The sequence below is a fragment of the Megasphaera sp. SW808 genome (assembly GCF_012027795.1).
Taxonomy (GTDB): Bacteria; Bacillota; Negativicutes; order Veillonellales; family Megasphaeraceae; genus Megasphaera; species Megasphaera stantonii.
In genome coordinates, this window is sequence record NZ_SJOT01000002.1 from 19,039 (window position 1) to 43,996 (window position 24,958).

22 protein-coding genes are annotated in these 24,958 nt (G+C 50.9%); 19 read left to right on the plus strand and 3 right to left on the minus strand.

The window, feature by feature from the left end; all coding sequences use genetic code 11:
• Positions 1–126: 126 nt before the first annotated feature.
• From E0L13_RS00920 to E0L13_RS00995, 16 genes are all read left to right on the plus strand, one after another.
• Entirely contained in the window at positions 127–1,671 is a 1,545-nt protein-coding gene (locus E0L13_RS00920; RefSeq protein ID WP_087477440.1) for a hypothetical protein, read from the plus strand.
• Positions 1,672–1,677: 6 nt separating this feature from the next.
• Positions 1,678–3,777, plus strand: coding sequence for a polyphosphate kinase 1 (gene ppk1 / locus E0L13_RS00925; protein WP_168059798.1), 2,100 nt, complete (start codon positions 1,678–1,680; stop codon positions 3,775–3,777).
• Between the two features lie 372 nt (positions 3,778–4,149).
• Positions 4,150–5,127, plus strand: a complete 978-nt coding sequence (locus tag E0L13_RS00930; RefSeq protein ID WP_168059634.1) for a G5 domain-containing protein — start codon at positions 4,150–4,152, stop codon at positions 5,125–5,127.
• 204 nt (positions 5,128–5,331) lie between these two features.
• On the plus strand, positions 5,332–6,081 hold the full coding sequence (gene rpsB, locus E0L13_RS00935; protein ID WP_087477438.1) for a 30S ribosomal protein S2: 750 nt from the start codon (positions 5,332–5,334) through the stop codon (positions 6,079–6,081).
• Positions 6,082–6,187: 106 nt separating this feature from the next.
• Positions 6,188–6,835, plus strand: coding sequence for a translation elongation factor Ts (tsf, locus tag E0L13_RS00940; protein ID WP_168059636.1), 648 nt, complete (start codon positions 6,188–6,190; stop codon positions 6,833–6,835).
• A 92-nt stretch (positions 6,836–6,927) separates the two neighbouring features.
• Positions 6,928–7,653 carry a UMP kinase gene (gene pyrH / locus E0L13_RS00945; protein ID WP_087477436.1) on the plus strand — a complete coding sequence of 242 codons (726 nt, stop codon included), beginning with the start codon at positions 6,928–6,930 and terminating at the stop codon, positions 7,651–7,653.
• Between the two features lie 52 nt (positions 7,654–7,705).
• Complete coding sequence (frr, locus tag E0L13_RS00950; protein WP_168059638.1) at positions 7,706–8,266, plus strand: ribosome recycling factor; 561 nt, start codon at positions 7,706–7,708, stop codon at positions 8,264–8,266.
• Positions 8,267–8,331: 65 nt separating this feature from the next.
• Positions 8,332–8,511 carry a hypothetical protein gene (locus E0L13_RS00955; RefSeq protein WP_240924619.1) on the plus strand — a complete coding sequence of 60 codons (180 nt, stop codon included), beginning with the start codon at positions 8,332–8,334 and terminating at the stop codon, positions 8,509–8,511.
• Positions 8,508–9,275: an isoprenyl transferase gene (locus tag E0L13_RS00960; protein ID WP_168059642.1), complete on the plus strand. Its 768-nt coding sequence runs from the start codon at positions 8,508–8,510 to the stop codon at positions 9,273–9,275. The genes E0L13_RS00955 and E0L13_RS00960 overlap by 4 nt, the downstream gene beginning before the upstream one ends.
• Before the next feature lie 18 nt (positions 9,276–9,293).
• Entirely contained in the window at positions 9,294–10,121 is an 828-nt protein-coding gene (locus E0L13_RS00965; RefSeq protein ID WP_168059644.1) for a phosphatidate cytidylyltransferase, read from the plus strand.
• Positions 10,122–10,135: 14 nt separating this feature from the next.
• Positions 10,136–11,281 (plus strand): 1-deoxy-D-xylulose-5-phosphate reductoisomerase, encoded by a 1,146-nt coding sequence (locus tag E0L13_RS00970; RefSeq protein WP_087477431.1) that lies wholly within the window; start codon positions 10,136–10,138, stop codon positions 11,279–11,281.
• Positions 11,282–11,296: 15 nt separating this feature from the next.
• Positions 11,297–12,319: an RIP metalloprotease RseP gene (rseP, locus tag E0L13_RS00975; RefSeq protein WP_087477430.1), complete on the plus strand. Its 1,023-nt coding sequence runs from the start codon at positions 11,297–11,299 to the stop codon at positions 12,317–12,319.
• A gap of 15 nt (positions 12,320–12,334) precedes the next feature.
• A complete protein-coding gene (gene ispG, locus E0L13_RS00980; protein ID WP_168059646.1) occupies positions 12,335–13,402 on the plus strand; it encodes a flavodoxin-dependent (E)-4-hydroxy-3-methylbut-2-enyl-diphosphate synthase in 1,068 nt (355 codons plus the stop codon).
• Between the two features lie 4 nt (positions 13,403–13,406).
• Positions 13,407–15,137: a proline--tRNA ligase gene (locus E0L13_RS00985; RefSeq protein WP_087477428.1), complete on the plus strand. Its 1,731-nt coding sequence runs from the start codon at positions 13,407–13,409 to the stop codon at positions 15,135–15,137.
• Between the two features lie 192 nt (positions 15,138–15,329).
• Positions 15,330–16,601 carry a hypothetical protein gene (locus tag E0L13_RS00990; protein ID WP_087477427.1) on the plus strand — a complete coding sequence of 424 codons (1,272 nt, stop codon included), beginning with the start codon at positions 15,330–15,332 and terminating at the stop codon, positions 16,599–16,601.
• Positions 16,602–16,715: 114 nt separating this feature from the next.
• Positions 16,716–18,026: an MFS transporter gene (locus E0L13_RS00995; RefSeq protein ID WP_239386295.1), complete on the plus strand. Its 1,311-nt coding sequence runs from the start codon at positions 16,716–16,718 to the stop codon at positions 18,024–18,026.
• A gap of 116 nt (positions 18,027–18,142) precedes the next feature.
• On the opposite strand, the gene lexA is transcribed toward E0L13_RS00995, so the two are convergent.
• Entirely contained in the window at positions 18,143–18,763 is a 621-nt protein-coding gene (gene lexA, locus E0L13_RS01000; RefSeq protein ID WP_087477425.1) for a transcriptional repressor LexA, read from the minus strand.
• A gap of 198 nt (positions 18,764–18,961) precedes the next feature.
• Between lexA and E0L13_RS01005 the strand changes: the two genes are divergently transcribed.
• Positions 18,962–19,255 carry a LysM peptidoglycan-binding domain-containing protein gene (locus E0L13_RS01005; RefSeq protein ID WP_087477424.1) on the plus strand — a complete coding sequence of 98 codons (294 nt, stop codon included), beginning with the start codon at positions 18,962–18,964 and terminating at the stop codon, positions 19,253–19,255.
• A 56-nt stretch (positions 19,256–19,311) separates the two neighbouring features.
• On the opposite strand, the gene E0L13_RS01010 is transcribed toward E0L13_RS01005, so the two are convergent.
• Positions 19,312–20,298 (minus strand): site-specific integrase, encoded by a 987-nt coding sequence (locus tag E0L13_RS01010; protein ID WP_232818740.1) that lies wholly within the window; start codon positions 20,296–20,298, stop codon positions 19,312–19,314.
• 301 nt (positions 20,299–20,599) lie between these two features.
• Between E0L13_RS01010 and E0L13_RS01015 the strand changes: the two genes are divergently transcribed.
• Both E0L13_RS01015 and E0L13_RS01020 read left to right on the plus strand, forming a co-directional pair.
• Positions 20,600–21,838 (plus strand): [Fe-Fe] hydrogenase large subunit C-terminal domain-containing protein, encoded by a 1,239-nt coding sequence (locus E0L13_RS01015; protein ID WP_168059648.1) that lies wholly within the window; start codon positions 20,600–20,602, stop codon positions 21,836–21,838.
• A gap of 571 nt (positions 21,839–22,409) precedes the next feature.
• Positions 22,410–23,768 (plus strand): S-layer homology domain-containing protein, encoded by a 1,359-nt coding sequence (locus E0L13_RS01020; protein ID WP_346766149.1) that lies wholly within the window; start codon positions 22,410–22,412, stop codon positions 23,766–23,768.
• An 877-nt stretch (positions 23,769–24,645) separates the two neighbouring features.
• Here the strand turns inward: E0L13_RS01020 and E0L13_RS01025 are convergent.
• Positions 24,646–24,897 (minus strand): hypothetical protein, encoded by a 252-nt coding sequence (locus E0L13_RS01025; RefSeq protein ID WP_168059650.1) that lies wholly within the window; start codon positions 24,895–24,897, stop codon positions 24,646–24,648.
• Between the last annotated feature and the right edge of the window lie 61 nt (positions 24,898–24,958).

A 24,958-nucleotide genomic window follows, 5' to 3' on the forward strand; every position in this document is an offset into this window, starting at 1 on the left:
TTTTTTCATTTTTTACACAAATTATACAAAAAGATCGCCACCATCGCCGGTATTTCATGTATAATATATGAAGAGACGGCGGGGAGAGAGTCTTCGCGTCATCAGCAAGGAAGGCGAGGAACTACTATGGAATATCAGGCCAAGCGGCAATTTGGCATCATACATATCGGCACGGTCAATATGACCTTGAAAATCATCGCGTATTCGTCGCTGGACGATATGGAGGTCATTGAAAATGTATCGCGGGAAGTCCAGTACGGCGGGGAAGTCTTTACGCGCCATCACGTCAGCTTCCAGTCTCTCAACGAAATCTGCACGATTTTAAATAAATTCAAGCAGCTCCTGCGGGACTACGACGTCACGGACGTGCGCGTCTTGTCGACGACGGCTATCCGCGAAGCCGACAACCTGCTCAATGTCATCGATCAAATTTATTTCCGCACGGGCTTCCGCGTCACTGTCGTGCGCATGGCCAAGGAAATTTACTATAAATTCTTCGGCTTGTATTATCACGTGCTGAAGGGGAAATTCAACTTTGCCGACAAGGCCGTCCTCCTGCTGGATATTACGTCCGGCGGCGTAGGGCTGACCTGCTGGAAATCGGACGAGCTCCTGTTTCAGCAAAACGTCCACATCGGCTCGCTGCGCATTTTGGAAAACTTCACGCCTAAGCAGCGGGAAGAGCTGACCTTTCCGACGGCAGCCCGCGAATACATCTACGGCGCCTTGTCCCCCCTGTGGGCCAGCGTGCGCCATCACGATATTAAATACATCGTCCTGTCGGGCCGGGCGGCAACGCTCATCGGCAAGCTTATGCATAAGGAAGAAACGAACGGCGTCCGCCTCATCAAGGCCGACGAGCTGCGCCAGTTCGTCAATTCCTTCCACGGCATTACGCCCTTTAAGCTCATGCAGCGCTGCAAGCTTTCGGAAAATCTGGCCAACGTCATCATGCCGACGCTGCTCCTGTATTACGAGCTCCTGCGCATCATCGACGTCGACCTGCTGGTCATGATGAGCACGACCTTTACGGAGGGCTATTCCATGCATTACGTAGCCGAGCAGACCGATAATTCTTACGTAGCCCATCAGCGGGGGCTGCTGCTCAACTTGACGCGCCGCATTGCCGGCAAGTATTGGTACGCGCCGGAACATGCCGCCTGCGTAGGCGAGTTCTGCGGTATTTTGTTCAACGCCGTGTATAAGGAAATCGGCTTGAAATTCTCGTGCGGCTACTTGCTGCAGCTGGCGTCGATCCTTCATGAAACGGGCAAATACGTCAACATCCGCAAGCACAATCTCTGCACGTATCACCTTATCATGGAAACGGACTTATTCGGCATTACAGACGAAGAAAAGGAAGTGCTGGCCAACATTGCCTATTACGCCGACGGCGGCGTGATACAGGATTCGTCGGACATGTACGACGTCCTGTCGCCGGAGCAGAAGATTACGGCGGCCAAGCTCGCGGCGATTTTCAGCCTGGCCGACTCCCTCGACAAGAGCCATTTAGGAAAGATAAAGCGCATACAGGCCGAATTGGTCGGCAACGAACTCATCGTCCGCTACCATTCCGATTTGGATATTTCCCTGGAACGGTGGACGTTCATGAAGACGGCCGTCAATTTCGCCGAAGTCTTCGGCATTTCGCCTAAATTACTGAAAGGATAAGTGACTATTTTGAAGTATACAGAACCAGAAAATTATTTAAACCGGGAATGTACGTGGATCAAGTTTAACGAACGGGTTCTGCGGGAAGCCATCGTGCCGTCCAATCCCTTGCTGGAACAGCTGAATTTCGTAGCTATTGCCGCGTCAAATCTGGACGAATTCTTTATGATCCGCGTGGCCGGCGTCAAACACCTCATCGAAAGCGGCGTCAAGCACATCGACATTGCCGGCATGACGCCGCAAGAGCAGTTTGAAGCCATCCAGTCTATGGTACACACGCTGGTGGACCAGCAGTACGAATATTATTCGGTCATTCAGGACAAGCTGCAGCAGGAAGGCCTTCATTTTGTCAGCGTCGACGAGCTGAATGAAGAGCAGCGCATCTGGCTGGACAGCTATTTCGAGCGGGAAATTTACCCCGTCGTCACGCCTATGGCCGTCGACTCGAGCCATCCCTTTCCCTTCCTCGCCAGCCTGAATCTGAATCTGGCCGTCCTGCTGCGCAAGAAACAGGGCGATACGTCGGTAAAGACGGCCATTTTGCCCGTGCCGTCGCCGATCATTCCCCGCATCATCAAGGTGCCCGTAGCTGCCGGCGACGCGAAGCAGTTCCTCTTTCTGGAGGACATCCTCGGCGCCTATGCCAACCGTTTCTTCCTGGGCTGCGATATCCTCGAAGCCGTGCCGTTCCGCATAACCCGCGACGCCGACCTAGATATTGACGACGAAGCGGAAGATTTGCTCGTAGAAGTGGAAAAATCCCTGAAAAAACGCCGCAAGGGCGCAGCCGTCCGCTTGGAACTGGCCCAGTCGGCGAGCCGTATGGTCCGGGAATTCCTGCGCGGCGAGCTGCAGCTGGAAGACAAGGACTTGTATATGATACCCGGCCCCTTGGACTGCAAGGTATTTTTCTCCTTTACGGGAATCGAGGGGTATGATCATCTCCGTTATCCTGCCGCGTCGCCTCAGCCGTCGTATGAATTGGAAGAACTTGGCGCACCTGATATGTGGACGGCCATTGCTAAGCAGGATATTATGGTACATCATCCGTACGAAACCTTTGATACGGTAGAGAACTTTATCAAATTAGCTGCTACAGACCCGAACGTGCTGGCTATCAAGCAGACCTTATATCGTGTCAGCAGCCGTTCTCCTATCATCGCCGCTTTGGCGGAAGCTGCGGAAAACGGCAAACAGGTCACGGTTCTCATGGAAGTTAAGGCCCGGTTTGACGAAGAAAACAACATCTTCATGGCCCGCAAGCTGGAAAAGGCTGGCTGCCACGTCATCTACGGCATCATGGGCTTGAAAACCCATTCGAAAATCACCCTGGTAGTCCGCCGTGAAGAAGAGGGCATCCGCCGTTACGTCCATTTGGCGACGGGCAACTACAACGGCAAGACAGCCCGCATTTACACGGACGTAGGCATCCTGACGGCTAATACGCTCATCGGCGTTGACGCCTCAGCATTTTTCAATCTCCTGTCGGGATATTCCGACCCGCCGCAGTGGAATAAACTGGCCGTCGCGCCGCTGAATCTGCGCGAACGGATTTATGAAAAGATAGAACAGGAAACGGCCTGGGCTAAAAAGGGCAAGAAAGCCCTCATCGTCGCCAAGATGAATTCCCTCCTCGACAAGGAGGTCATCGCTAAATTGTACGAAGCATCAGCTGCCGGCGTCAAAATCCATCTCATCGTCCGCGGGATCTGCGTCCTGCGGCCGGGCCTGCCGGGAATCAGCGAAAACATCGAGGTTCACAGCATCGTCGGCCGGTTTCTCGAACACAGCCGTTTATTCTACTTCTATAATAACGGGGACGAAGACGTATTCATCTCGTCGGCCGACTGGATGCCCCGTAACCTGAACGAACGGGTAGAGCTGATGATCCCCGTTGAATACGGTCCACATAAGGAACGCATCAAGGGAATCCTGTCGCTGTACTTTAACGATAACGTCAAGGCCTACGCCATGAATTCCGACGGCACGTACCGCTACATTGCCGACGAACGGCCGGCTGATGCAGCGCCGATTCACGCTCAGATGATGCTCCAGCATGAAGCTGAAGAAAAACATAAAAAGCATAAGAAGAACAAGCGTCGTTAAGCGACGTGACCTCGGCGTCCTCTCCGCAGGGAGAGGACGTTTTTTGTGCTTTCATGGAGCAGAAAACCGATATAAAAGAGACGGTATATAAGAAAAGTGGGGGATAGAATATATTTTGTAAGAAAAACAGGATTTTTTCACCACAAAAATATACTTTTTTGAAAAAATTTTACTTTAATGTGGGAAACCATGTAAAGCTCTCTCAAAATCGCCCTTATCACGCAGTATAAACAGCCTTTTCGCAGGCCCTTTAATGTTGACAATCGTGCTGAAGATATGATATTTATCTCATTTTTGCCATTATTGTTAACCTGTAAAAATTGACAGGGTAACAGGCCTTTGATAGAATGATTTCCAGTTAGGAGGGATTTGATGAACAAACGATATCAAGGGCCCATTACTCGCATGTATGCAACCTTAGTCGCTTTATTAATCATAGTTTCCTTAGCTGGATTTATTGACAAAGGAAAATCCGTCACGATCCAGACAGACGGCGCAACTCGTTCCGTATATACCCACGCCGTCAATGCTGACGCGCTGATGCGCGAAAATAATATTGCGCTCGGGCCATATGATGAAATTGAAATGTCAACATCCGAATTGTTAGAAGGAACTGCCGTTACGGTTCGCCGGGCCGTTCCCGTCATATTGGAACATAAAGGCAAACAACAGACTGTTATGTCGGCCAAAAAGACCGTACAGGAAGTTGCCGAACAATATGGATACGACGCGGAGAATTATCGTCCTTACGGCGATACGTCCGCACCGGTCGTTCCTAATATGACGATACGAATTGGGAATATTTCCCGTAAGGCAATCACGGAAGATGAAGTCGTTCCCTTTGCCATTGAAAGCATCCCTGATGAAAACCTGAGCCAGGGCCAGGAAGAAATCGTCCAGGAAGGGATGAACGGACGCAAGAAGGTCACCGTCCATATCATCAGTCTCGACGGCCAGGTCGTCGGGAAGGAAGTCGTTTCCACGACGCTGGTGACGGAAATGCAGCCCCTGATCCGCCGCGTAGGCACACAGGAAACCGTAACGCTCAACACGGGAGACGTATCCAAGTATAAGGAAGTCTTTACGATGGAAGCGACGGCGTACCTGCCGTCGGACGGCAACGGCGCGGGCATTACCAAGATGGGTACCGTCGCCCGTTACGGCGTCGTCGCCGTAGATCCCAACGTCATTCCTTTGGGAACACGGGTATATATTCCGGGATACGGCGTAGCCGTTGCCGAAGATACGGGCGGAGATATTTTAGGAAACCGCATCGACTTGTGCATGGAGGATTATAATTCCTGCATAGTTTTCGGACGACGCACCGTGCCGGTATATATTTTGGAATAGAGGCTCAGCCGCTCCGGGCAGTACATGCAGGAGCGGCTTTTTTTGCGCAAAAACGGCTTGTGCACTCGAAGACAATGTGATATAATAGCAAAGGTTTAAGTACTATGCTTAAAAATACGCACGCTTGGTGAGCCTGCAGCTGTGCTGCTCGGCAGTGACGGCAGGCGATGACCGGGCGGAGGAACAACAGGAGGAGTAACAATTATGGCAGTAGTATCTATGAAACAATTATTAGAAGCAGGCGTTCATTTCGGCCACCAGACTCGCCGCTGGAACCCTAAAATGGCTCGTTTCATCTTCACGGAACGCAACGGCATCTACATCATCGACTTGCAGAAAACCGTAAAGAAAATGGACGAAGCTTACAATTTCGTACGCGACCTGGCTGCTGAAGGCGGTAAAATTCTTTTCGTCGGCACGAAAAAGCAGGCTCAGGAATCCATTAAAAATGAAGCTGAACGCTGCAATCAGTTCTATGTAAACGAACGCTGGCTCGGCGGCATGCTGACCAACTTCCAGACGATTGAAAAACGCGTAAAGCGCTTGAAGACGTTGGAAAAACAGGCTGAAGACGGCACGTTTGACGTATTGCCGAAGAAGGAAGTTACCATTTTGAAACACGAAATGGAAAAACTCCAGAAATACCTCGGCGGTATCAAAGACATGAAGAAGCTTCCGGACGCTCTCTTCGTCATCGACCCGAAAAAAGAAGAAATCGCCGTATCGGAAGCCCGTAAACTGAACATCCCCATCATCGCTACGGTTGACACGAACTGCGATCCCGACCTCATCGACTACCCGATTCCGGCAAATGACGACGCTATCCGCGCCGTAAAACTGCTGACCGGCAAGATCGCCGACGCTGTTTTGGAAGGCAACCAGGGCGAACAGGTTGAAGAAGGCGCCGCTGAAGAAGCAGCTGTTGAAACGGAAGCTGTCGCTGAAGAAAACTAAGACATCGGCCCTTTGAGAACTACATGGCTCATTATATAAAGGTAAGGAGTGCTTCATTCCTTACCTTTATTCAAACTGTATATTACATTTAGGAGGAATATCTAAGATGGCTATTACAGCAAGCATGGTAAAAGATTTAAGAACAAAAACTGGCGCTGGCATGATGGACTGCAAAAAAGCGCTCGCAGCTACGGATGGAGATATGGATAAAGCAATCGACTTCCTTCGCGAAAAAGGCTTGGCAGCTGCTGCTAAAAAAGCAGACCGCATCGCAGCCGAAGGCTTGGTTTACTCCTATATCCACGGCAACGGCCGTATCGGCGTTCTCGTAGAAATCAACTGCGAAACGGACTTCGTAGCCCAGACGGACAACTTCAAAGACCTCTGCAAAGACATTGCAATGCAGATCGCTGCAGCTAACCCGGCATACCTCAAGAGAGAAGACGTTCCGGAAGATGTTCTTGAACATGAAAAAGAAGTTCTCCGCCAGCAGGCTCTGAACGAAGGCAAACCGGAAAAAATCGTCGAAAAGATGATCGTCGGCCGTATCGAAAAATTCTACAAAGAAAACTGCTTGCTTGACCAGGAATTCATCAAAGATTCCGACAAGACGATTCAGCAGGTTATTACTGAAAATATCGCTAAGATCGGTGAAAAAATCGACATCCGCCGTTATACCCGCTACGAATTGGGCGAAGGCCTCCAGAAGCGCAACGACGATTTCGTTTCCGAAGTTATGGCACAAGCTAAATAAGACTGCATATAAGAGAACACCATTTTCGTGTTCTCTTATTTTCTAATGTGACTTTATACGGCGCGGCAGCGCCGGGAGCAGGAGGCCTTGGTATGGAAACGAAAAAATATAATCGCATTGTATTGAAATTGAGCGGCGAAGCGTTGGCGGGAGCCCAGGGATACGGCATCGACCCGGAAACGGTCGAAACGATTGCCAAGCAGGTCGTAGAAGTAAATAAGCTGGGCATTCAGGTAGCTATCGTCGTAGGCGGCGGCAATATCTGGCGCGGCCTGTCGGGCAGCGCAAAGGGCATGGATCGCGTATCAGCCGATTACATGGGCATGCTGGCAACGGTCATGAACGCCCTGGCGCTGCAGGACGCTATGGAAAAGAACGGCGTAGCGACGCGCGTACAGACGGCTATCAACATGCAGCAGGTTGCAGAACCGTACATCCGCCGCCGGGCGATTCGCCACATGGAAAAAGGCCGCGTCGTCATCTTCGGCGCCGGCACGGGCAATCCCTATTTCTCTACGGATACGACGGCAGCGCTGCGGGCTGCAGAAATCGAAGCCGACGCAATCCTCATGGCGAAAAACGGCGTAGACGGCGTATATGACAGCGACCCGAAACTCAATCCCGACGCGAAGATGTTCCGCCGCTTGTCTTACATGGATGTCATCAATAAAGAACTCAAGGTCATGGACGCAACGGCTACAACGCTGTGCATGAACAATAACATTCCCATCGTCGTCTTCAACATCGACGTCGAAGGCAATATTATTGCCGCTGCCAGCGGAAAAGATTTGGGAACATTAGTCGACAAAGAAGGCTAAAAGCTGTATTATATACATATATACCATTATTACGATTAAGGAAGTGAATAGTATGGACGTAAAAACCTTATTAACGCAGAACGAAGAAAAGATGGATAAGACCATAGAAGCGCTGAAGCGCGATTTGGCATCGATTCGCACCGGCCGGGCCAGCACGACGCTCCTGGACCGTATCAGCGTTGATTACTACGGTACGCCTACGCCGATTAAACAGGTCGCAAACGTATCCGCCCCGGAACCGCGCCTCATTACGATTATTCCTTGGGAACGGAAAATGCTCGGCGATATCGAACGGGCTATTTTGAAATCCGATCTGGGCTTAAACCCGAACAACGACGGCACGATGATCCGCCTGGAAATTCCCCAGCTGACGGAAGAACGCCGTAAAGAATTGAGCAAAAAAGTCAGCAAGGATGCTGAAGACTCCAAGGTCGTCATCCGCAATATCCGCCGCGATGCGAACGACGCCATCAAAAAGATGGAAAAGAAGAAGGAAATTACGGAAGACGACAGCAAGGAAGCCCAGGAAAATATCCAAAAGCTGACGGACAAGAAAATTAAGCTGATCGACGAAATCAAAGCGAAAAAAGAAAAAGAAGTCATGGAAGTATAATGGATATACGAAATTTTATTGGCATGCCGTTACGGTATGCCATATCTGTATTACAGGAAAAAAATGTGCCATATGAGGTAGAGCACACGACGGCGCGAAGCCGCTTTTTTCCCCGCGATGAAGAAGATCCCTACGTCGTCCGGGCCCGTGAACGGGACGGCGTCGTATATCTTCTGGTCAACGCGAATTTGAAGAAAAGCGAAAGCGTAACTCGCATGCTGCAAGGTGGAGAAGTGCAAGAATGATTAACTTTTTAGGAAAAAAGAAGAAGGAAGAACAGCATACAGGAATAGAACTGCTCGATACGAACAATATTCCCCGCCACGTCGCCATCATCATGGACGGCAACGGCCGCTGGGCTAAACGGCGGAGTATGCCGCGCAGCTACGGCCATCGGGCCGGCGCGGACACGCTGAAGAAAATCGTCGCCGCCGCCGGGGAATTGGGAATCAAGGTGCTGACGGTATACGCTTTTTCGACGGAAAACTGGAAACGGCCCGACGAGGAAGTTTCCTATATTATGAAGCTCATGAAGGAATACCTGAGCAAAAACCTTCTGGAATTGAACGAGCATAATGTGCGCCTGCACTTTATCGGCGATTTGAGCCGCCTTTCCCCGTCCCTCCGTCAGGCCTTTGACGAAGCGGAACAGAACATGGCTGGGAACACGGGCTTGATTTTGAACGTCGCCGTCAATTACGGCGGCCGCCTGGAACTGACCCAAGCCATGCAGAAGCTGGCGTCCGACGTCAAGGCTGGCCGGCTGGAGCCGGAGGATATTACGGAAGACTCCCTGGCTTCGTATTTGTATACGGCGCCGGAAAACGACGTGGACCTGCTCATCCGGCCCGGCGCGGACAAACGGGTCAGCAATTTCCTGTTGTGGCAGATGGCTTACGCCGAATTCTGGTATACCGATTTGTGCTGGCCTGATTTTACAAAAGAGACGCTCATAGAGGCGATTCTCGCCTTTCAGGGCAGAGAACGCCGCTTTGGCGGTTTGAAATAAGGTAGGTAAACGAAACATATGTTGGCAAAACGAATTATAACCGGCGTCATAGGCGGCGCCCTGACGATAGGGATTATCTATGAAGGGGACTGGCTGTTTTTTTTCATGATGATCCTGCTGGCTATTTTGGGATGGCATGAGTATTGTAATTTAGTCCGCAAACTGGGCGCGAATCTGTCGGAACGGATGGGAGCGGGATGGATCGTCTGCTTTTTTGCCGCCTATTGGTTCGGCAGCGTAAAGGTGATGATGCTGCTGGCCGTAGCCGCCATGCTGTGGCTGCTGCTGCAGACCGTCTTATTTCATGGGAAGATAAAGCCTGTAGACAGCGCCTATACGCTGTACGGCCTGCTGTACGTAAGCGGAGGCTTTTTAGCTATGCTGGCGCTGCGAAACGGGCAGATTGCATCGTATATGACCGACGCTTTTTCGTCCGTCATGCTGGAGCCGGCGCGCTTTTTCATGTTTCTCCTGATTTTTTCCACGTGGGCCAGCGATACCTTTGCCTTTGCCGTAGGAAAGGTTAAGGGAAAAAATAAATTGTGCCCGTCCATCAGCCCCGGCAAAACGCAGGAAGGGGCTTTGGGAGGCTTTATCGGCACCGTCGTCACGGCTCTCGTCTTTTCGCTTATTTTCCAGTTTTCCCTCATCCACGCCTTAGCTATCGGCATCATCGTCGCCGTGGCGGCTCCTCTCGGCGACTTGGTAGAATCGATACTGAAACGAGTCTGCCAGGTAAAGGATTCGGGGACGCTGATTCCGGGGCACGGCGGCGTGCTGGATCGCTTTGACAGCCTGCTGTTCGCCGCTCCGGCCGTATATGTATATCTCACGCTCATCGCCTGAGAGGAGGCCCTGCATTGAAGAAAATTATCATCCTCGGCAGTACGGGGTCGATCGGCACCCAGGCCGTCGACGTCATTGAAGCTCATCCGCAGCTGTTTACCCTCGCCGCCGTTGCCGCTCATTCGAACTGGGAGCTGGCAGCTCGCCAGATTCAGGCCCACGGCGCAGCCTTTGCCTGCATGACCGACGAGCCGGCAGCCGAAAAGCTGCGGCAGGAAGTAGGCGAAAGGTGCACGGTTTTTTCCGGGCCTGAAGGTCTGCTCAAACTCATTGACGAATGCGAAGCCGATATGGTGCTGACGTCCTTAGTCGGGGCTGCCGGCATTGAGCCGACGCTCCATGCCATCGAGAAGGGGCTGGATATTGCCCTGGCCAACAAGGAAACCCTCGTGGCGGCAGGCGAGCTGGTCATGGCCGAGGCTGCGCGCCGCGGCGTCCGCATCCTGCCCGTCGACAGCGAGCACGGCGCGATTTTCCAATGTCTGGAAGGACGCAGCGGCAGTGAAGTCGACAAGCTGCTGATTACGGCCTCAGGCGGCCCCCATTTTCACCGGCCATTGGAAGAATTCCCGTCTATTACGGTAGAGCAGTGCCTCAAGCATCCGACGTGGAATATGGGCGGCAAGATTACGATTGACTCGGCGACGATGTTCAATAAGGGCCTGGAAGTCATCGAAGCGCACTGGCTGTTCGATATGCCCTACGACCGCATCGAAGTCGTCGTCCAGCCCCAGAGCATCATCCACTCGATGATACAATTTACGGACGGCTCCGTCCTGGCTCAGCTGGGAATGCCCGATATGAGGCTGCCGATTCAATATGCCTTTACCTATCCGCAGCGCTATCCCGTGCGCGGAGCTAAGGCTATTGACTGGAAAACGTTGGGCAGCCTGGAATTCTTCGCGCCGGATCCTGAAAAATTTCCCTCCCTGCCCCTGGCCTATGAAGCAGGGAAGGCGGGAGGCACGATGCCCTGCGTGCTGAACGGGGCGAACGAAGTCGCCGTATACGCCTTTTTGCGGCGGGAAATTTCTTTTACACGCATATTTGACGTCGTACGCACCGTCATGGAACGCCATACGGTATGCCGCGACGTTTCCTTAGACGCGATTCGCAGCGCCGACGCCTGGGCCCGTCGCTGCGCGGCGTCTTTACTGTAGAAAGGTGTTGGGACATTGGGTATTACCATTGCAGCGACTGTATTTGTATTCAGTCTCATCGTATTTGTCCATGAATTTGGACATTTCATTACAGCAAAATTAACGGGCATGCAGGTCGACGAATTTGCCATCGGCTTTGGCCCCAAGATTTACAGCTGCACCTATGGTTCGACGCTGTATTCCCTGCGGGCCGTGCCCTTGGGCGGATTTAACCGCATCGCCGGCATGACCGAAGACGAGCCGCTGAACGAACGGTCGTTTTTGAATAAGCCCGTTCCGTCCCGGCTGCTGGTCATTGCCGCCGGCGGCATCATGAACTTTCTGCTGGCGATTCTCATCTTGTGGGGCGTTACCTTTGCCGTAGGCACGATGACCGTATCGCCTCAGGCCGTCGTCGGCTCGGTCATTGAAAACTCCGCAGCCAGCCAGGCTGACATGCAGGAGGGCGACCGCATCGTATCTATCGGCGGCACGGCTATTACGCAGTGGAGCGATATTTCTCAGGCCGTAGCCGAACACAGCCGAGCCGTCGTCACCGTCGTCGTCGAACGGGACGGCAAGGAGCTGAGCCTGGACATGATCCCTCAGGTAGACAGCCAGTCGCAGCGCGCTACCCTCGGCATCATGCCGGTCATAACGAAGCAGTCCCATGGATTTTTTGAATCGGCCGGCATGGCCGTTCAGCGGACGGGGCAGCTTTGCCAGCTCATGCTCGTCGGCATCTATGAAATGATTACCGGCGAAACGAAGGCTGACCTGGCCGGACCCATCGGCGTAGCCCAGCTGGCTGGGCAGGTAGCGTCCGTAGGCTTTGTAAACCTTCTCGTCTTTACGGCCTTCCTGAGCATCAACCTGGGCATTTTAAATCTGCTGCCCATTCCGCTGTTAGACGGCGGATATATTATCCTGCTGATTTTAGAAGGAATTTCTGGCCGGCGCATGCCTAAAAAGGCGCTGCAGTACATCCAGGCGACAGGCATGGTAATTCTGGGAGCGCTGTTCTTATTCGCCATGTTCCAGGACATCAGCCGTTTTTAGAAAGGCCGGATTACTATGAAACGAAGACATTCACTTCCCGTAACTGTCGGGAATCTTACGATAGGGGGCGAGGCTCCCATTTCGGTACAGACGATGTCGACGATTACTCCTGCCGATGAGGAGCGGGCCGTCGCCGACGTGCGCCGTCTGGCCTCTTACGGCGCGGAAATCGTGCGGTTTGCCGTTCCCGATATGGCTGCCGCTAAGGGCTTGAAGGCCGTAACCGCCGCGTCTCCCGTGCCGATCGTCGCCGATATCCACTTTGACTATCGGCTGGCTTTGGAGGCCGTAGACAGCGGCATCCATGCCCTGCGCATCAATCCCGGCAATATCGGCGCCGATGAAAACGTCGTAAAGGTGGTGGAAAAGGTGCGTTCGCGCCAGATTCCCATCCGTATCGGCATCAACGCCGGCTCGCTGCCGGAAGACCTGCTGGAAGCGAACGGCGGCCATCCTACGGCCGAAGCCATGGTGGAAGGGGCCTTGCGCCATATCCGTATCCTGGAACGGCTGGATTACCGCAATATGGTCATTTCCCTGAAGGCGTCCGACGTACCGCTGATGATCGAAGCCTACACGGCCCTGGCCGAAAAGGTTCCTTACGCCCTGCATTTAGGCGTGACGGAAGCCGGCCTGGTCCGTGAGGGCAGCATTAAGTCGGCCATCGGCATCGGCCATCTCTTGTACAACGGCATCGGCGATACGATCCGCGTGTCACTGACGGGCGATCCGGCGGAAGAAATCGCGGCCGGGCAGACGATTCTCACAGCCCTGGGCCTCAGGACCTTCGGACCGACGCTGATTTCTTGCCCGACCTGCGGCCGTACGCAAGTCGATTTAATCGGCCTGGCTCAGGAAGTACAGGAAGCCTTATCCGGTATCACAGCGCCGATTAAGGTCGCCGTCATGGGCTGCGTCGTCAACGGTCCCGGCGAAGCGCGGGAAGCCGATTTCGGCATCGCCGGCGGCAAGGGAATGGGCATCGTCTTTTCCCACGGCAAGGTGTTGAAGAGCGTGCCTGAAAATCAGCTCGTACCGGCTTTGCTGGAAGAAATACATAAATCTATTACAAAGGAGTCTTAAGTCTATGTTAGCATCAAAATTATATAGTCCTACGCTGCGGGAGATTCCGGCAGACGCTGAGATTGCCAGCCATCAATATATGCTGAAAGCGGGCATGCTGCGGAAAAACGGCAGCGGCTTGTACAGCTTCCTGCCCTTGGGCCGCCGCGTGACGCTGAAGGTAGAACAGATCGTCCGCGAAGAAATGGACGCTACAGGCGCCCAGGAAATCATGATGCCCATCATGCAGCCTGCCGAAATCTGGCATGAATCGGGCCGGTGGAGCGCTTACGGTCCGGAAATGTTCAAGCTGCAGGACCGCCATGACAACGGCTACTGCCTCGGGCCGACCCATGAAGAATTGATTACGACGCTTCTCCGCAACGAACTGCGTTCGTATAAGCAGATGCCCCTGATCCTTTGGCAGATGCAGAATAAATACCGCGACGAAATCCGTCCCCGCTTCGGCCTCATGCGTAGCCGCGAATTCGTCATGAAGGACGCCTATTCTTTCGATGTTGACGAAGAAGGCCTCCATAAGACCTATCAGATTATGTATGACGCGTACGACCGCGTATTTACGCGCTGCGGCTTGAATTTTAAGCCCGTAGAAGCAGACAGCGGCCAAATCGGCGGCAGCCATACCCATGAATTCATGGCCCTGGCCGCAGCCGGCGAAGCCGAAGTCGTCTCCTGCTCGAAGTGCCAGTATGCCGCCGATATTGAAAAGGCCGTCCCAAATACGCTGGACATGGCGGCTGAAGACGCAGCCGACGTAGAGCTCATCGAAACGCCGAACTGCTCGACCATCGAAGATCTGGCCAACTTCCTGCAAATTCCCGTAGAAAAGACGATTAAAGCCGTAGCCTTCGACGTAGATGGAAAAACGGTCCTCTGCATGGTTCGCGGCGACCATGAAGTAAACGACGTAGCCGTACAGAATCTTGTCGGCGGCAATACGATTGAACCGGCGACAGACGAAGAACTGAAGGCTCACGGCCTCCAGCCCGGCTATATGAGCCCCATGGGCGCAGATACGCCGGATAATGAAAGCTTTTACGTCATCGTAGACCCGACGGCAATGAACGTGCCGAACGGCGTGACCGGCGCCAACAAGCACGGCTATCATTATAAGAACGTCAATCCCAAACGGGATTTCCAAAACGTCACGGTTGCTACGATCCGCCTCATGACTAAAGACGACGTCTGCCCGCACTGCGGCGCGCCTATCGACATCGTCCGGGGCATTGAAGTCGGCCAGGTATTTGAACTGGGCACGAAATACTCCGAAGCCCTGAATGCGACTTTCCTCGACCAGAACGGCAAGGCCAAGCCCTATGTCATGGGCTGCTACGGCATCGGCGTAACCCGGACGATTGCCGCGGCTATCGAACAGTTCCACGACGACAAGGGCATCATGTGGCCCGTAGCCATCGCGCCGTACGAAGTCGTCGTCGTACCCGTCAGCAGCAAGGACGAAGAACAGATGAAGATTGCCGAAGGGCTGTATACGCAGCTGAAAGGCATGGGCGTCGACGTCCTGTTTGACGACAGGAACGAACGGGCCGGCGTAAAATTCAACGACGCCGACCTCATTGGATATCCCGTCCGCATCACCGTAGGCAAGAAGAGCGCCGCCGATCAGACCGTAGAAATTAAGGTGCGCCGTACGGGCCATGAAGAAGTCGCCGCCATCGCCGACAGCGCCGCCCGCGTGCAAGCTATTTTAAACGAACTCCGCGCTAACAATATGTAATACCTGTACATACTAAGAGACGATAAACGGATACTACCGCATATCGTCTCTTTTCTGTTGCCTCTTGACAAATGCAAAATGATAAGGCCAATCCAATTTAATATAACTTTAATGCCTTTCTTGTCAAAGTTTAATCATTATTCGTCATACTATAGATAAGAATAACCTTTCATCGACAAGGAGGCGACAAGCATGAACAAGATAGAACGGCAGGAACAACAGCTGATGCAGCACATCCGGCAGAAGCGCTGGAATGAGTGCTTGCAGCTGGCGGAGCAGCTGCGTAAAGAAAGCGGAGAGAAACGTCTGCTTCAGCTGGCAGAACAGGCCTACTGCGCCGTATTGGCAGATCCGGCCCGTCGGGACGACAGATGCGCGCTCCAAGGATTGGCCTCGTTATACTATCGGGATTATATGGTACGATTTACGAGCCGGCCTTTCGGCGCCTTGCCCTATGACAAACAAGAGTGCTTTCAGAAGGCCAGGGATACGTTGGAACTCTTGCTGGAAAAGGGGCGGCAGCCGGAGCAGCTGTACCGCTATGCGCAGATATTATACAGAAACGCCAAAGATGGACAAGGACAAGGCGATTTTGCCGCTCTCTGCCGGCAAAAGGAGCAAGCCTATAGGGTGTATGACGAAACGGTATCCTTGCTGGAAAAATGGGGCCCAGCCGATAAAGGGCTGTACTGCCGCGCCTGCTACGGCTTGTCCCGCTGCGGCCTGGAATCGTTTTCCCTTAACTCCTTCGTACTGGAAGAGCTGATGCTCGTATTTTCCGTACCGAGCAGCGTATACGGCAGCCGCGGCGGCCATCTGGCCCGGCTTCGCCGCATCTATGACTGCTTGGAACGGGTGCTGGAAATAGAAGGCTTGCCGCGCCATATCGAAGACATGGCCGCCGTCATACAGGCCAAGCAGGCCTACGAGAAATCGTGGGATATATACTACCTCTTAGGTAAGCTGTTCGACTGCGCCGGCCAATTTTCCCTCTGCCATAACAAAGAAAGCGCCCGTCGCCTGGCAGAACGTTATTACAGCTATGCCTGTGAAATAGACGCAGCCCGACGCCGGGCTCAGCAACGGGTCCCCGGCTTTCAGCACATGTATACGGCATTGCTGACCTTTTATCAGCGTCATCGCCGGGAAGACCAGTTTTACGCCGCATGGGAGCAATACCATCCGCTCGTCGGTTTTTCCGCCGAGTTTCACTTTTTATCGCAGGCTCGCTGGCTCATCATCCGCAAGGAATATGAGGCAGCCCGGCATTACCTGGCGGCGCAGCTGCAGGAGAGGCAGTGGAGTCATAGCGTTGTACGGCGAGCTGTCGTCCTGCAGGACATGGTTCAGGTAGCCATCAGCGGCAGTACAACCGGATTACAGGGGATATATAAGCCGTTTCAGATGCAGCAGCTAGATAAAATCAGCCGGCAGGAACCGTATATGTCTCTGTGCAGGGGATAAAAACTTACGCGTTGCGGCAAACCTATGCTATAATAAAAAAAAACGACAGCAAAGGATCGATGATAGCATATGGTTCCTCATCTTTCATATGAAAACCGCATTTTAGCAATTGTCATGATTGTTTCTTTTATCAATCCCTTTACGAGCAGCGCCTTGAATTTAGCCCTGCCGGATATCGGCCTGACGTATAAGGTAACAGAATCCCACTTGGGATGGGTTATCGAAGTATTTCTCATCGCCTCGACGATATGCATCATGCCGATCGGCAAGCTAGCCGATAAGTTCGGCAAGCGGCGCGTATTTCTCTGGGGCGCATCTATCTTCATGATATCATCCTTAGGCGTTTCCCTTATTTCGTCCATTTACGGCCTCATCGCCCTGCGCGTGCTGCAGGGCATAGGCAGCGCTTGTATCTTCGCTACGAGCTTCGCTATCATCACGCTGGTCTATCCGCCGGAGCGTCGTGGAAAAGCCATGGGCTTTACGGTCAGCGCCGTATACTGCGGCTTGTCCCTGGGGCCAGTCATCGGCGGCTTCCTGAATTACTACTGCGGCTGGAAGAGCATTTTCTACTTTATCGCCTTTTTCTGCGCCGTCGCCGTCCTTTCGACGATAGCCTTCATGAAAGAGGAGTGGATTGCCGACGCCAAGGGAAAATTCGATACGGCAGGAGCGATTGCCTATTCCATCGCCTTGGTTCTCATGATGTTCGGCCTGTCGGAAATCCTGAATTTAGGATATGCCAAATACGTCCTGTTAGGCGGCATGGCGCTGTTCGCCCTGTTTCTCTGCTGGGAAAAAAGGCAGACCAATCCCATCATACCCATACAGCTGTTTCTCCGCAACAGGACCTTTTCCTGTTCATCCTTTGCGGCGATGCTGAACTACAGTGCGACCTTTGCCATAAGCTTTCTGCTGTCCATGTATCTGCAGCGTATTTTGGGCTTTACGTCCCGCGACGCCGGATTGGTACTGCTACTTCAGCCCATACTGATGGCCGTCCTGTCGCCGGTCACGGGTTCGCTGTCCGACCATGTATCGGCCGCCTTGTTGTCTTCGGCCGGCATGGGCTGCATTGCCGTCGGGCTGGCATTCTTGGCTTATGACGTGCCCTTGCAGTCCGTGTGGGTTCTGCTGGCCTGCCTGATTATCATCGGCATCGGTTTTTCCCTGTTCACCGCGCCCAACAACAACGCTATCATGGAATCGGTTCCGAAAGAATACGTCGGTATGGCCTCTTCTATGATCGGCACGGTACGGCTCGTCGGCCAGGTCCTCAGCGTGGCCATCGTTACGCTGGTCATGTCGCGGACCGGGGAGGGCGGAGAAGCTATGCTGACCGATAATATTCAACTCGCCTTTATCATTTTTACGATTCTCTGCATCGTCGGAATACTTCCGTCGATGGTCCGCAGCAAAAAATAAGAATATCAGGACAAAATACATCCCCGCTTTACGACAGAAGATTTCTGCTGTAAAGCGGGGATGTAATTTTTTAGGATATTAAAAGTGAGTATGTAATCAGGAAAAAAACGCCTTCCCTAGTATTTACGGAATAAGCCCGTTACTTTTCCCAAAATCGTGCAGTTCTGCGTATAAATTGGCGCATAGTCGTCGTTTTCCGGCTGCAGGCGAATGGCGTCGGCTTCGCGGAAATACCGCTTGACCGTAGCTTCATCGTCCAAAAGGGCTACGACGATTTCGCCGTTTTCTGCCGTGTGCTGCTGGCGTACGACAAGAATATCGCCTTCAAAAATGCCGGCGTTTTTCATGCTGTCGCCCTTTACCGTCAATAAGAAGCAATCTTCGTCGCTGCCGATAAATTCTGCGGAAAAGGGGTATACGTCTTCTACGCATTCTTCTGCCAAAACCGGCGCGCCGGCCCGAACCTGGCCTACGAGCGGCAGGGGGATGATCTTTTTAGAACGCCAGGAGCCTTCGTCGAGAAGCTCGATCGTCCGGTTCTTGGAAGGGTCGCGGCGAATAAAGCCCTGTTCTTCCAAGCGGTTTAAATACCCGTGGACCGTAGACGTAGAACTCAATCCGACTTCCTTGCAGATTTCCCGTACCGACGGGGGATAGCCAAATTTATGCACGCATTCCCGAATATATTCCAAAATTTGTTTTTGACGCGTCGTCAGCATTTTATCATTCATCAGCATGGTTTCATCACTCCAGAGTAGTTTGTCTATATTATACCGTAATTCAAACGTTTGTTCAAGCCCGTTTCAACAGAATGATTTAGAACGATTGTTCCATAATTATCTTGACAAGAACAACTGTTTGGCGATATAATATAACCATCGACGAACGAACGTTTGTAAAAACATTTGTTTTTGCATGCATAGGAGTGACGCCATATGAAAAAGAAAAAGAATATTAGACAGCGCCTGTTTGGCTATATATTGCTTCTCGGACTGCTGGCCATCGCCAGCACTCAGCTGGGCTGGGTATATCGCGGAGAAACAGAATATACGCCGGTTCGCGTGGAGAAAGGCGATACCGTGTGGGAAATCGCTTCTCGCAGTACGAACGACGAAACGGATATTCGCTACGTCGTCAGCGATATTATGGAAACGAACCATTTATCAGATACGCAGGATATCTATCCCGGACAAATTCTCAACGTCCCCGTTCCGTCTGGAGACGACTGAGGCCAAGGAATACATACAAAAGAGCGGCTTTATTCGCCGCTCTTTTGTATGTATGGTCACTTAGTTTCCGTTATCTTGAAAATGGGATTGTCGATGAGCCGGTCTGCTTCGTCAATATACCGCCGCACGATAGCCTGCGATTTATGACGGGTTTGTCTCATGATTTGCCGTTCGTCGACCTGGTGCTGGGCTGCCGACGTGGCAAAACCGTGCCGCAGGCTGTGAGCTCCGTAATCCTTCGGGTCCATGCCCATGAGTCCGACATAATGCTTGACGATGAGAGCGATGGTTTTATCGGAGATCTTCGTCTTGCGGATTGTATGATTGCGCGTAAAGCCCCGGAATACGGGACCCGACGAGATGCCGCTGAGCTTCAGCCAATGCTTTAAAGCACGTACGGCGCAGATTTCTTCATCCTGTACCAGGGGAATGGCGATCATCTGGCCGCGGTCAAACTGGTCGGTCTTGGATTTGCGCAGTGTAAGCAGGAGCCCAAGGCGGGTAAACTGCAAGTCGTCTACTTCCAGATTGGCGATTTCTGAGCGGCGCATAGCTCCGTAAAATCCGATAAGCAAGATGGCCTTATCGCGGGCCTGCTGCAATTCATCTCCTTCGAGATAGGTCAGCATTTCCTTGATATCGTCAAATAAAATCGGCAGCTTGCCGCGCTGTATCGTACCTTTCATGCGCTTGATACCGCGCAGGGCGTTTCGGACGATAGGGAATCGGCAGGGATTATCCTTTATGCCGGCGGCATCGAAATTTTCCGTCAGGGCGCTGATACGCCGGGCGACTGTATTGGCCTTGGCATTGTCGGCTAAATCGTTGATGTAGTTGACGATCGTCTCCGGCTGGGCAGGGAAGGACGACAGCTGATGATATTCGCACCAATCGCAGAAATCATTCCAGTCCGACTCATAGGCGTCGATCGTATTGTCGGCCCGCGCCGTGTAAATGCTTTGCCGCGCTTTATCGGTCAGCTTATCATTATTGGCGATGATGTCGGCCCGGCCAATGTAGAAATGCTTCAATTCTTTTTTCAAAGCCGCAGTCCTCCTTTGCATGAAATATACAGGTTCATGATAACCTTATCATGAAATAATAGAAAAGTCAAACATATGAACGGCGGCCCGAAGGGCTTCTTCCGTAAACATTTGTTTGGACGATGTATTTCTTTCTAGCCGAACAAACATTTTGTATCATGTTCATACGAATAGAGCTATCATGGCGACGCCGGAATATATACGAAGAAAATATAAAAAACAGATGCCAATATCAATAAAATTTGCTATGATATACATAAAAATAGATTATGCTTGACTGTGAGCTATAAGGAGGTTGACTATGCAGACGTTAGAAGAACTATACTGGCACTTGCTGAAACAAGGGGCCGACGGCAAACCCTTAGCAGTCGGCGGCGATGCAGACCCGAAACTGATCGGTTGCCTGATCCATCCTGAGGACAAGCCGCTGATTTGGCGCGTGAAGCCTTGTCTCTGTCCGCCAGACAGCCCAAGGGATTGTCAGACCGCCTGCGAGTGGGACGCTGTAGCGCTCGGAGACGAGGGCGTTGTGATTGACGATGAAAAATGTGTAGGCTGTCAGGCTTGCGTCGACGCCTGCAAATTAGATGCGCTGAAAACAAGTAAAGAAATCATCCCTGTCGTTCAAGAACTGCGCGAATATGACGGACCGGTCTATGCGCTGGTTGCGCCGGCCATATCGGGCCAATTCGGAAAGGATGTAACGATGGGCAAGCTGCGCACCGCTTTAAAATGCCTTGGGTTCACGGGAATGCTGGAAGTGGCCGTGTTTGCCGATATCCTGACGTTAAAAGAAGCGCTGGAATTTGACAAAAATATCCGCGACGAAACCCAATTCCAGCTGACGAGCTGCTGCTGTCCTATGTGGATTGCCATGATAAAAAAATTATATCATCAGCTGCTTCCTAACGTTCCCGGCTCAGTGTCGCCTATGATTGCCGGCGGCCGCACGGTTAAAAGGCTGCATCCGACGGCGAAAACCGTCTTTATCGGCCCCTGCCTAGCTAAAAAGGCAGAAAAGAAAGAGTCAGATTTAGTTGGCGCTATTGATTACGTACTGACCTATCAGGAATTGTCCGATTTATTTTCCGTTTCCAACATAGATCTGGTGTCTTTGCCGGAAGATAAGGTTCCTCATGCATCTGAAGCGGGAATCGGATACGCCTATGCCGGCGGCGTATCGGAAGCCGTTTCCCGAATGGTAGGGCAACTAAATCCGCACCGCAGCGTGACCATTCAGACCCGTCGCGCCGATGGCGTGCCGGAATGTAAAGCCATGATCAACGATATTCTGGCAGGAAACCACGGCGGCAATTTCTTCGAAGGAATGGGCTGTAAGGGCGGCTGTGTCGGCGGCCCGCGAGCTATTATTTCTAAAGAAGAAGGCAAAAAGCAGGTCCAGGCTTATGGAAAGGAAGCTCTGTATAAAACGCCGGCAGAGAATCCTTATGTCATCGAGCTGCTGAAGGAATTGGGCTTTTCAACAGTCGAAGAATTTTTAGAGAACAGTCGCCTGTATGATCGGGATATGGATACGTAATGACACATAGCGGTTATTGAATAGGGCTGACTAAAAAAACATACGCATAAACGACCCTTTTTCGCTGGAATCAGCAGAAAAGGGTCGTTTGTTTTATGCCATCACCTAATAATATATAATTATATATTATTAAATAATTGAGTAAGTACAAGGATGAATTGTCAGATATCGACGCAGGAAATAGAATTGGGTTTCTCGCTATTCTTAAATACTTTATAAATATCTCGAAAATACATCATAATTATTTTGAAATATCTTTATTTTTACTAGAAAATAATTAACAAATAACACATAATATAATTATTTGTTATAACTATATAAGTTTAATAAATTACAAAGCAAGCCTTTATTGACATTAGAATATATTATACTGTACAATGAACATCAAGTTGAGGTGCGGCATCGAAACCAGTGCCGCAGGCACAACGAAATAAGATAGACTATGTGAATTTCTCAACGCAGCAAAAGAGAGGAAACTAGGGAGACTCGCCAAATGCTCTTTGAGAAAATAGACTATCTGCCTGTAACAAAGCAAGATGTTTTCTATTTTATTCAAGAAGAGAGGTAGTTAATGATGAAAGCAAAAGTATTAGCAGCATTAGCAGCAACGATGGCTGTAGGCGCAACGTGTGCATTTGCAGCCAACCCGTTTGTAGACGTACCGACCGACAGCTGGGCCTACAAATCCGTTGTAGAACTGGCCGACTCGGGCATTGTTCAGGGCGTAGACGGCAAATATTTCGAAGGCAACCGCAACATTACTCGTTACGAAGCTGCTGAAATGGTAGCTAAAGCCATGGCTCACATGGACCGCGCTACGGTAGAACAGCGCGCCCTGATCAACAAATTAGCTGACGAATATGCTGACGAATTGAACAATCTCGGTGTCCGCGTATCGAACTTAGAAAATAAAGTCGGCAATATTAAGTTTACTGGCGACGCTCGTCTTCGTTACCGTTATCAGAACGACAATAAATCTAAAGAAGACGACAACTCCTGGGATTACCGTATTCGCCTCCGCGGCACGGCCCAGGTTAACGACCGCGTAACGGCTACGGTCGGCCTCAGCACAGACAATCAGAACTTTGGCTCTAACGGTCAGGCTCATGACGGAAGCAACGATGTATTTGCCGACATCATCAATGTAGACTACGCCTTCGGTTCCAACTGGAAAGTCAGCGCCGGCCGTACTTCTGCATACATTCTCGGCGGCCCCCGTTCTTATGGCTATCAGTACGGCGATGTATTCGACCGCGCTCAGCTGCAGTTTAACAACGGCAAATTTGCTGTAACAGGCGGCTATGGTAAATTTAAAGAAGGAGATGTCACCGCAGGAACGATAGGTCATTTTGTAAAAGATGACAGTGGTGCTGCTAAATGGGAAGATGGCATTGATGGCGTAAAAACCGGCTTTGGTGAAATTGAAGCTTTCTTTGGAAATAACTCTGCCGCAGGCGTATACTATAATGCCTTCAACAGCACGGGCGACGCAAAACACAATGCTGGTTTTGTGGGCGACGACCTTTGGGGTGCATATGCCAGCGTAAACTTCGGCTCCAAATGGAATGTCCTCGCTAACTATGAAAACGTAAACTTCATCAACGGCGAAGAAAATATTAATGGCGATGACAATGCCAACGTATGGATTGGCCGCGTTACATACGGCAAAACCAGCATGGCTACTCCGAAGTCCTGGGATCTCTGGGTTGAATACCTCGATGCTGAAGACGGCGCGTTCTTAGGCGGCTCCACGAACAGCTGGCGTTTTGGTCAGATGGATAATATCAAATCCTGGGGTGCCGGCATCGACTACGTATTCGCTAAAAACGCTATGTTCAGCGTTATGCAGTCCTTTGGCAGCCAGACGAAAGATGGTCCTGATACCGATCCGGAAGAACAGACACGGGCACAGTTCGTATTTACTTTCTAATTGCTGAACAACAAAAAAATCACCTGATTACAAAAGACCGAAGCGTTTCTCTCATGAGAAGGCTTCGGTCTTTACTTATGAAATTATCAGCTGGACCTATTAAATTGGCCTTTCAAAAAAGCGTTTTTAAGCGTAAAAACGGCAAAGCCATATATAAAACCATATAGAAGGTTTAAAACGGGGCTTAAAAGCCAAAATATGAAGATAGTCTGCGGAAAACTGCAAAGAAAATTTTGCAGAAGTACAAATCAGCACTGGTATGATAGAAATATCATAACCAGCTAAAAGCTTTAATCTGCCGCGCAGCATTCTGCATATATACGATTTGCAATACAACACAACTTGTTTATATACCAGCTAATGAAAGAATGACAGTAAATGTGGGGCGCTGCATATGTATAAAGCCAGAGGCCGGATCAAACAAGCTAATAATCTGCCAAAGGAGCCGTAAATCACCAGATTTTTCTCTTTTTATTTAGTTCCGATAATTTAACGTTATCGGAACTAAATATATCCCCCGACACAGCCATCAGGACACCGATGGCTGTGTCGGGTATCAGCAATAAATTTATGCAAAATACACGACGCAATACTCAGGGATAATCACCCTTCCTAATTTTTTACATCTCAATGCCGTGCGCATTTCGGCTATGATGCCTAGTTGTCAGGAACGTTATACAGCGTACACACAGCAGTCAGAATATATTATGATTTAGTATGAGTTCTATGCGGATTTACATGTATATCTGTATATTTTACTAAAACTCGTCAGCAATTTCGTAAAGCTGCAATAGATATCAATAAGCCCAACAAATTATATCCGAATCGATATTACAGCCAGTTGTGGATATTTAATTTATAAATTGAGAATAACAATCTATTTATTTGCCTTGCCAATCGTTTCCCGAATCGCCATTCTGACGGCTTCTGCCGGAGACAAGTCCTGATCCTCGCAGTAAGCGATAAATTGCTTATATTGCTTATCCGTTAAATAGGTAGAAATTCGATGGCGTTTCTTTTTCTCATCATCTTTTTTGGCAGCGCCTCTTTTCTTTTTTTGTGGTACTTCCTTTTCTTCGGGAAAAAAGTCAATGATCCTTTTTCTTTTTGGAACCTCTTCAAATTGCATATCCCATTTCTCCTCCTCTATTTTTTAGTCTAAATAAACGTAAATAAACATAAATTAATGC

What these genes read in the sequence shown, in the direction of transcription:
- E0L13_RS00920 (WP_087477440.1), top strand. Translation starts at nt 127, where the DNA reads ATGGAATATCAGGCCAAGCGGCAATTTGGCATCATACATATCGGCACG.
- E0L13_RS00930 (WP_168059634.1), top strand. Translation starts at nt 4,150, where the DNA reads ATGAACAAACGATATCAAGGGCCCATTACTCGCATGTATGCAACCTTA.
- rpsB (WP_087477438.1), top strand. Translation starts at nt 5,332, where the DNA reads ATGGCAGTAGTATCTATGAAACAATTATTAGAAGCAGGCGTTCATTTC.
- tsf (WP_168059636.1), top strand. Translation starts at nt 6,188, where the DNA reads ATGGCTATTACAGCAAGCATGGTAAAAGATTTAAGAACAAAAACTGGC.
- pyrH (WP_087477436.1), top strand. Translation starts at nt 6,928, where the DNA reads ATGGAAACGAAAAAATATAATCGCATTGTATTGAAATTGAGCGGCGAA.
- frr (WP_168059638.1), top strand. Translation starts at nt 7,706, where the DNA reads ATGGACGTAAAAACCTTATTAACGCAGAACGAAGAAAAGATGGATAAG.
- E0L13_RS00960 (WP_168059642.1), top strand. Translation starts at nt 8,508, where the DNA reads ATGATTAACTTTTTAGGAAAAAAGAAGAAGGAAGAACAGCATACAGGA.
- E0L13_RS00965 (WP_168059644.1), top strand. Translation starts at nt 9,294, where the DNA reads ATGTTGGCAAAACGAATTATAACCGGCGTCATAGGCGGCGCCCTGACG.
- ispG (WP_168059646.1), top strand. Translation starts at nt 12,335, where the DNA reads ATGAAACGAAGACATTCACTTCCCGTAACTGTCGGGAATCTTACGATA.
- E0L13_RS00985 (WP_087477428.1), top strand. Translation starts at nt 13,407, where the DNA reads ATGTTAGCATCAAAATTATATAGTCCTACGCTGCGGGAGATTCCGGCA.
- E0L13_RS00990 (WP_087477427.1), top strand. Translation starts at nt 15,330, where the DNA reads ATGAACAAGATAGAACGGCAGGAACAACAGCTGATGCAGCACATCCGG.
- E0L13_RS00995 (WP_239386295.1), top strand. Translation starts at nt 16,716, where the DNA reads ATGATTGTTTCTTTTATCAATCCCTTTACGAGCAGCGCCTTGAATTTA.
- lexA (WP_087477425.1), bottom strand. Translation starts at nt 18,763, where the DNA reads ATGCTGATGAATGATAAAATGCTGACGACGCGTCAAAAACAAATTTTG.
- E0L13_RS01005 (WP_087477424.1), top strand. Translation starts at nt 18,962, where the DNA reads ATGAAAAAGAAAAAGAATATTAGACAGCGCCTGTTTGGCTATATATTG.
- E0L13_RS01015 (WP_168059648.1), top strand. Translation starts at nt 20,600, where the DNA reads ATGCAGACGTTAGAAGAACTATACTGGCACTTGCTGAAACAAGGGGCC.
- E0L13_RS01020 (WP_346766149.1), top strand. Translation starts at nt 22,410, where the DNA reads ATGATGAAAGCAAAAGTATTAGCAGCATTAGCAGCAACGATGGCTGTA.
- E0L13_RS01025 (WP_168059650.1), bottom strand. Translation starts at nt 24,897, where the DNA reads ATGCAATTTGAAGAGGTTCCAAAAAGAAAAAGGATCATTGACTTTTTT.